This is a genomic window from Thermus parvatiensis (assembly GCF_001535545.1).
Classification (GTDB): Bacteria; Deinococcota; Deinococci; order Deinococcales; family Thermaceae; genus Thermus; species Thermus parvatiensis.
Window position 1 is genome coordinate 1618173 of sequence record NZ_CP014141.1, and the last position, 6828, is coordinate 1625000.

Here is a 6828-nt window from a genome sequence, read left to right on the forward strand (position 1 = left end):
CCGCGCCGGCGCAAGCGAGCCCAGGGCAGCCTTCTACCCTTTCTTCCGGTTTCCTTCGCCCGACTGGCCCAGGGAAGCTCCCTAGGGACCTTTTGCCGGGGCCCCCATGCTGGCGCAAGCCAGCATGGGGTGGTATCAGTCCCCCGCGGCCCTCGATGCGGGCGCCCGGTAGAGGTAGCTCGGCAAGGGCTCCTGGAAGGAGGTCCCCCGGAGCCTCTCCGCCATGAGCACCAGGTTCTCCCCGGCGATGCGGGCGTCCTCCAGGACCTCGGGGCTCTCCTTGAGGGCGGTGAGGTGTTTCCGGTGGGCGTAGACCAGGCCCAAGGGGGCGAGGACGAAGCCCATGTAGGAGAGGGGCAGGAGCATCTGGGCGAGGGCCTGGCTCGCCCCCTCCTCCTCCGCCACCGCCAGGAGGGCCATGGGCTTGCCCAGGTTGAGGAGGCCCTGGTTCTCCATGGAGGTCATCCGCTCCAGGAGGGCCTTCATCCGGGAGGAGACGCTGAACCAGTAGACGGGGGTGGCGAAGACCACCGCGTCGGCGGAAAGGATCCGCTCCGCCACCTTGCCGAACCCGTCCCAGGGCCCCTGGACGCAGGTTTCCGGCCCGCAGGAAGCGGGGTCCACGGAGTAGTTGCCGGCGCAGAGGGGAAAGGGGTGCCGCACCAAATCCAGGCGCTCGGTGGTCGCCCCCTTGCGCCTGGCCGCCTCCAAAACCTCGTCCAAAAGCTCCGCCGTAAACCCGTCCGTCCTAGCCGATGCGTTCACGCCGAGGACGTGTAAGCCCATAAATATCACCTTCGCACTAAACCACTTTTAGTTTACATCACTCACCCGCCGTTGTCCAGCCCAGGCCGTACTCCGCCCACCGGGCCTCCACCAAGGCCTTCACCTTGGGGTCCATCCGGATCCTCTCGGGCCAGACCCTCTGGAAGCCCTCCTCGGGAAGCTTCCTCGTGCCGTCCAGGACCAAAACCGGCCCCTCCACCCCTGGCATCACCCGGGCGTCCCGCTCGGGGTCTATGTTGTTGAGGACGTACCAGAGGAGCTCCTCCGGGCTTAGGGCCGTGTCCTCGTCGGCGAGGAGGAGAAGCCGGATCCCGGCGCTTTGCGGGGTGCTTAGGAGCCTCTCCGCCACCTCCCAGGCCTGGTGGGGGCGCCGCTTCGCCAGCACCGCCCCCCAGAGGCCCGGCCACTGCCTCTGGGCCAGGACCTCGGGGTCTTCGGGAAGCCCGGGGTGGGCCTTGGGGACGAAGGGCGCCTCCCCCCCCTCCTCGGGGAGCTTCCTCGTGCCGTCAATGACGAGCTTCCCCCCGTAGGCGAAGGCCCGGGAGCTGTGGTCCAGGACGTCCACGGGGCCCCGGAGGAGGAGGGTGTCCCGCCCGGGAAGGGCGTGCTTGAGGGCCTCCAAGAGGGCGGCGAACCCGGGCTTGACCGGGACGTCCGCGTCCACGGCCACGATGACCTTGGCGAACATCATCTGCCCCAGGCCCAGCATCCCGTAGGTCACCTTGTAGGCCTGGCCGGGGTAGGCCTTCCTCAGGCTCACGTTCACCCAGTTGTGGGCCACCCCCTCGGGAGGCATGTGGTAGTCCACCACCTCGGGGAGGACGAGGCGGAGGGCGGGGAGGAAGAGCCTCTCCGTGGCCTCAATGAGGTAGGCGTCCTCCATGGGGGGGACGCCCACGAGGGTGGCGGGGTAGATGGCCCCCTTGCGGTGGGTGACGGCGGTGACGTGGAAGCGGGGGTAGAGGTCCACGGGGGTGTAGAAGCCCGTGTGGTCGCCAAAAGGCCCCTCCTCCACCAGGGGCTCCTCGGGGTCTATGTAGCCCTCGAGGACGAACTCCGCCTCGGCGGGCACGGGGAGGTCCACGGTCACCCCCTTGGCGAGCTCAATGGGGGCTCCCCGGAGGAAGCCCGCCAAGTGGAACTCGCTCACCCCCGGCAAGGGAGGGAGGGGCGCGGTGGCGGCGTAGGTGAGGACCGGGTCCCCCCCCAGGGCCACGGCCACCTCCAGCCTCCTCCCCAGCCTCTTCGCCTTCTCCAGGTGGCGGCGGCCCACCTTGTGCCATTGCCAGTGCATGGCGGTGCTCCTTGGGTCCAGGACCTGCATGCGGTACATGCCGAGGTTGAGCTCCCCGGTCTCGGGGTCCTTGGTGATGACGAGGGGCAGGGTGAGGAAAGGCCCCCCGTCTAAGGGCCAGCACTTGAGGACGGGAAGGCGCCTTAGGTCCACCTCCTCCCCCCGCCACACCACCTCCTGCACCGGGGCCCGGCGGACCCGCCTGGGGAAGAAGCCCCGGAGGAGGGGGAGCTTGGGGAGGAGGCCCAGGAGGGCGGAAAGCCCCCCCTTCCCCGGCTCCAAGGCGAGGAGGGCCTCCACCTTCCTCGCCAGCTCGTCCAGGTCCTCCACCCCCAGGGCGAAGGCCGTGCGCGCCCGGGTGCCGAAAAGGCCGATGGCCACGGGGAAGTCCTTCCCGACCACCCGCTCAAAGAGGAGGGCGGGGCCCCCCGCCTTCACCACCCGGTCCGCGATCTCGGCGATCTCCAGCTCGGCGCTCACCGGGACCCTGACCCGGTGGAGCTCCCCCCGGCGTTCCAAGGCCTCGAGGTAGGCCCGAAGGTTCCGAAACACCCCTAAGCTTACCCTTAGAGCTCCAGCACAAGGTGCTCCAGGCGGAAGTCCTTTGGGGTGCCGTGGACGAGGACGGCCTCGAGGCGCACCGGGAGGTCGTCCCGTCCGAGGAGGAAGCGGGCGCTTTGGAGAAGCCTCCTCACCTTCCCTGGGGTAATGGCCTCCAGGGGAGCGCCGAAGCGGGCGGAAGCCCGCTGCTTCACCTCCACCACCACGTAAACCCCGTCCTTCTCCAGGAAGAGGTCCACCTCGCCGAAGGGGGTGCGGCGGTTCCTCCAAAGGAGGCGGTAACCCTTGCCGAGGAGGAAGCGCAGGGCCTCCTCCTCGGCCCACCTTCCCCTCAAGGCGCCCACTCCTGGAAAAGCTCCCCGTCCAAATAGAGGCGGAAGCGGGCCTCCCCCAGGACCTGGTAGGTCCCCGAAAGCCTCAGGCCCTCCTCCCCCGGCCCCTCGTAGACCACCTGGGCTCCCCGGGCGTCCACGAGGAGGAGGCGCACCTGCCGGCCCTGGGCCTCGGGAGGCAGGTCCAGGGCTAGAACCACGGTGCGGAGGGGGGTCCCGGGGAAGGCCTCGGGCAGCTGGACCGCCCCCTGGACCGCCACCCTAAGCCGCACCGGGCTTCCGGGGAGGACGGCCTCCCCTGGCCCCGGCACCTGCGCCAGGACCAAGCCCTCAGGCGCCCCCGAAGGCACCTCCTCCACCTGGGGCAAAAGCCCTGCGGCGTTCAGCAAGAAGAGGGCGTCCTCCCGCCTCAGGCCCACGAGCCGGGGAACGACGACCCTCTCCCCAGACCGCTCCTCCGCCACCAGGAGGTCCACCCGGGCCCCGTAGGCCATGGGCGTCCCCGCCGGAGGGCTCGTGGCGAGGACGGTCCCCGCCGCCTCTTCGGCCTCCACCGCGGCCACCCGCCCCACCTGGAAGCCGAGCTCCGAAAGCCGGTCCTCCGCCTCCGCCCTGGAGAGGCCCCGAAGGTCGGGGACGGGCACGAGCCGCGCCTGGTTCAGGACCAGGCGCACCACCCGTCCGGCCCGGAGGCGGGTGCCGGGCGGGGGGTCCTGCTCCAGCACCACCTCCTTGGGCCTCGAGGGGTCGTTCCCCTCCTCCACCTCCAGGCCAAGCCCCGTGTCCCGGAGGAGAAGAAAGGCTTCCCGCGCGGTCTTGCCCACCAGGTCGGGGACCACGTACTCGGGGGGGTTGAAGTAGCGGTAAAGCCCCTGGACCAAGAGGAAAAGGCCCAGGCCCAGGAGGAAAAGCCCCGGGGCCACCCGGGACCAAAACCCCCCCCGGCCCCGCCTCGAAGCCCCCAGGCGGAGGGGCCAAGGGGCGAGGTAGGCCACCCTGTCCTCCCCCATGGCCACGTGCTCCGGCCCGAAGCCGAAGGGGGCCAGGGCGGCCAGGACCTCCTTGGGGGGGCGCCGCCCGCTCAAGGGCCGCTCGGGAAAGAAGGCGTAGTACCGCCCCGGCTTGGCCGAAACCTGGGCCTCGAGGAGGCCGAGCTCCTCGAGGCGCCTTATCGCCGCCCGGTAGCGGTAAAAGCGGTCCTTGTCCTGGGGCGTGCGGACGTCAAAGTAGAAGACCAGCCCCCCCTCCACCCGGTAGAGGGTCACCCCGTCCCGGCTCTCCAACGTTTCCAGAACGGGGTAGCGGTCGTCCAAAAGCATGCGGGGCCGATTATACTACGGGCGGTATGTGGGACGTGATCGTGGTGGGAGGCGGTCCCTCGGGGCTTTCCGCCGCCCTCTTCCTGGCCAGGGCCGGGCTCAAGGTCCTGGTCCTGGACGGGGGCCGCTCCAAGGTCAAGGGCGTGAGCCGGGTGCCCAACTACCCCGGCCTCCTAGACGAGCCTTCCGGCGAAGAACTCCTCCGCCGCCTCGAGGCCCACGCCCGCCGGTACGGGGCCGAGGTCCGCCCCGGGGTGGTGAAGGGCGTACGGGATATGGGCGGCGTCTTTGAAGTGGAAACCGAGGAAGGGGTGGAGAAGGCAGAGCGCCTGCTCCTCTGCACCCACAAGGACCCCACCCTCCCGAGCTTCCTCGGCCTGACCCGCCGCGGCGCCTACATTGACACCGACGAGGGGGGCCGCACCAGCTACCCCCGGGTCTACGCCGCCGGCGTGGCCCGCGGCAAGGTGCCGGGCCACGCCATCGTGAGCGCGGGGGACGGGGCTTACGTGGCCGTCCACCTGGTCTCTGACCTGCGGGGCGAGCCCTACAAGGACCACGCCCTCTAGTCCCCGCGCGCTTCGCCTCCGCGGAGCCCTCGCCCCGGTGGGGGCCTACACCGGCCGTCCCGCCATCATGAAGCTCGCCGTCATCCCGCCGTCCACGGGGAGGATGGCCCCGGTGATGAAGCTGGCCTTCTCCGAGGCCAGGAAGAGGACAGCCTCCGCCACCTCCTCGGGCTTCCCCAGGCGCCTTAGGGCGTGGAGGTCCTCCCAGTCCCTCCGGGTCTTTTCCGGGTCCGGGGAAAGGGCAATGGCCTCCAGGACCGCCTCCGTGGCGATGGCCCCCGGCGCCACCGCGTTCACCCGGATGCGGAGGGGGGCGAGGTCCAGCGCCAGGGAGCGGGTGAGGTTCACAAGCCCTCCCTTGGAAGCGTTGTAGGCGGCGTTCTCCTGCTCGGCGAAAAGCCCCTGCACGCTGGCCACGTTGACGATGGCCCCACCGCCCACTTTCCGCATCTCCCGCACCACCAGGGCGGAAAGGTGCATGGGGGCGGTGAGGTTGACCTCAAGCACCCTGCGCCACTCGGGAAGCCGCACCGTGAGGGCCGAGCCAGGGGCGGCGATGGCGGCGTTGTTGACCAGGACGTCCACCCGGCCTAAGGCGTAGGCGGCCTCCTCCACGAAGCGCACCCGCTCCCTCTCGTCCTCGAGGTCCACCTGGAAAAACGCCCCCCCGATGGCCTCCGCCACCTCCTTCCCCTCCGGGCGGAGGTCGCACAGGGCCACCAAGGCCCCCTCCCGGGCAAAGGCCTGGGCGATGGCCCGGCCGATGCCCCGGGCCCCCCCGGTCACCAGCACCCCTTTGCCAGCGAAAAGGCCCATGCCCGAAGGATTTTCCCCACAAGGGCTCCCCGTCAAGAGGGGGCCTTGACAAGGGCCAGGCCTCCTTGGTATCTTCCCTTTTGCGCTGCCCTGAGGGGGGTAGCGGGGGATCTTGAAAGCTGGGGTGGATGAAGGGCTTTGAGGGTCCTTTGAGGGGTCAAGATGGTAAGGGCCCACGGTGGATGCCTCGGCACCCGAGCCGATGAAGGACGTGGCTACCTGCGATAAGCCAGGGGGAGCCGGTAGCGGGCGTGGATCCCTGGATGTCCGAATGGGGGAACCCGGCCGGCGGGAACGCCGGTCACCGCGCTTTTGCGCGGGGGGAACCTGGGGAACTGAAACATCTCAGTACCCAGAGGAGAGGAAAGAGAAATCGACTCCCTGAGTAGCGGCGAGCGAAAGGGGACCAGCCTAAACCGTCCGGCTTGTCCGGGCGGGGTCGTGGGGCCCTCGGACACCGAATCCTTAGCCTAGCCGAAGCTGTTGGGAAGCAGCGCCAGAGAGGGTGAAAGCCCCGTAGGCGAAAGGTGGGGGGATAGGTGAGGGTACCCGAGTACCCCGTGGTTCGTGGAGCCATGGGGGAATCTGGGCGGACCACCGCCTAAGGCTAAGTACTCCGGGTGACCGATAGCGCACCAGTACCGTGAGGGAAAGGTGAAAAGAACCCCGGGAGGGGAGTGAAATAGAGCCTGAAACCGTGGGCTTACAAGCAGTCACGGCCCCGCAAGGGGTTGTGGCGTGCCTATTGAAGCATGAGCCGGCGACTCACGGTCGTGGGCGAGCTTAAGCCGTTGAGGCGGAGGCGTAGGGAAACCGAGTCCGAACAGGGCGCAAGCGGGCCGCACGCGGCCCGCAAAGTCCGCGGCCGTGGACCCGAAACCGGGCGAGCTAGCCCTGGCCAGGGTGAAGCTGGGGTGAAACCCAGTGGAGGCCCGAACCGGTGGGGGATGCAAACCCCTCGGATGAGCTGGGGCTAGGAGTGAAAAGCTAACCGAGCCCGGAGATAGCTGGTTCTCCCCGAAATGACTTTAGGGTCAGCCTCAGGCGCTGACTGGGGCCTGTAGAGCACTGATAGGGCTAGGGGGCCCACCAGCCTACCAAACCCTGTCAAACTCCGAAGGGTCCCAGGTGGAGCCTGGGAGTGAGGGCGC

The 6828-nt window shown here is 69.3% G+C and carries 6 protein-coding genes and 1 rRNA gene (1 of these 7 cut by a window edge); 2 read left to right on the forward strand and 5 right to left on the reverse strand.

Translation table 11 applies throughout. From position 1 onward, the window contains the following. Nucleotides 1-135: 135 nt before the first annotated feature. The 4 genes from AV541_RS08805 to AV541_RS08820 are packed head-to-tail and all read right to left on the reverse strand — an operon-like array spanning nucleotide 136 to nucleotide 4292. Complete coding sequence (locus AV541_RS08805; protein ID WP_008631587.1) at nucleotides 136-786, reverse strand: flavodoxin family protein; 651 nt, start codon at nucleotides 784-786, stop codon at nucleotides 136-138. A 37-nt stretch (nucleotides 787-823) separates the two neighbouring features. Beyond that, entirely contained in the window at nucleotides 824-2632 is a 1809-nt protein-coding gene (locus AV541_RS08810) for a menaquinone biosynthesis decarboxylase (protein ID WP_060384722.1), read from the reverse strand. 14 nt (nucleotides 2633-2646) lie between these two features. Then, entirely contained in the window at nucleotides 2647-2985 is a 339-nt protein-coding gene (locus tag AV541_RS08815; protein WP_011172464.1) for a YraN family protein, read from the reverse strand. Continuing rightward, complete coding sequence (locus tag AV541_RS08820; protein ID WP_060384723.1) at nucleotides 2973-4292, reverse strand: PASTA domain-containing protein; 1320 nt, start codon at nucleotides 4290-4292, stop codon at nucleotides 2973-2975. Before AV541_RS08820 ends, AV541_RS08815 begins: the two co-directional genes overlap by 13 nt. Nucleotides 4293-4318: 26 nt before the next feature. On the opposite strand from AV541_RS08820, the gene AV541_RS08825 reads away from it, so the two are divergent. After that, entirely contained in the window at nucleotides 4319-4861 is a 543-nt protein-coding gene (locus tag AV541_RS08825; protein ID WP_060384724.1) for an NAD(P)/FAD-dependent oxidoreductase, read from the forward strand. A gap of 45 nt (nucleotides 4862-4906) precedes the next feature. Here AV541_RS08825 and AV541_RS08830 read toward each other — a convergent pair whose 3' ends face one another. After that, nucleotides 4907-5677, reverse strand: a complete 771-nt coding sequence (locus AV541_RS08830; RefSeq protein ID WP_008631561.1) for an SDR family NAD(P)-dependent oxidoreductase — start codon at nucleotides 5675-5677, stop codon at nucleotides 4907-4909. Between the two features lie 155 nt (nucleotides 5678-5832). Between AV541_RS08830 and AV541_RS08835 the strand changes: the two genes are divergently transcribed. Then, nucleotides 5833-6828: ribosomal RNA gene (locus tag AV541_RS08835) — 23S ribosomal RNA — on the forward strand; it runs 1916 nt beyond the window's last position.

What these genes read in the sequence shown, in the direction of transcription:
- AV541_RS08825 (WP_060384724.1), top strand. Translation starts at nt 4,319, where the DNA reads ATGTGGGACGTGATCGTGGTGGGAGGCGGTCCCTCGGGGCTTTCCGCC.
- AV541_RS08820 (WP_060384723.1), bottom strand. Translation starts at nt 4,292, where the DNA reads ATGCTTTTGGACGACCGCTACCCCGTTCTGGAAACGTTGGAGAGCCGG.
- AV541_RS08805 (WP_008631587.1), bottom strand. Translation starts at nt 786, where the DNA reads ATGGGCTTACACGTCCTCGGCGTGAACGCATCGGCTAGGACGGACGGG.
- AV541_RS08830 (WP_008631561.1), bottom strand. Translation starts at nt 5,677, where the DNA reads ATGGGCCTTTTCGCTGGCAAAGGGGTGCTGGTGACCGGGGGGGCCCGG.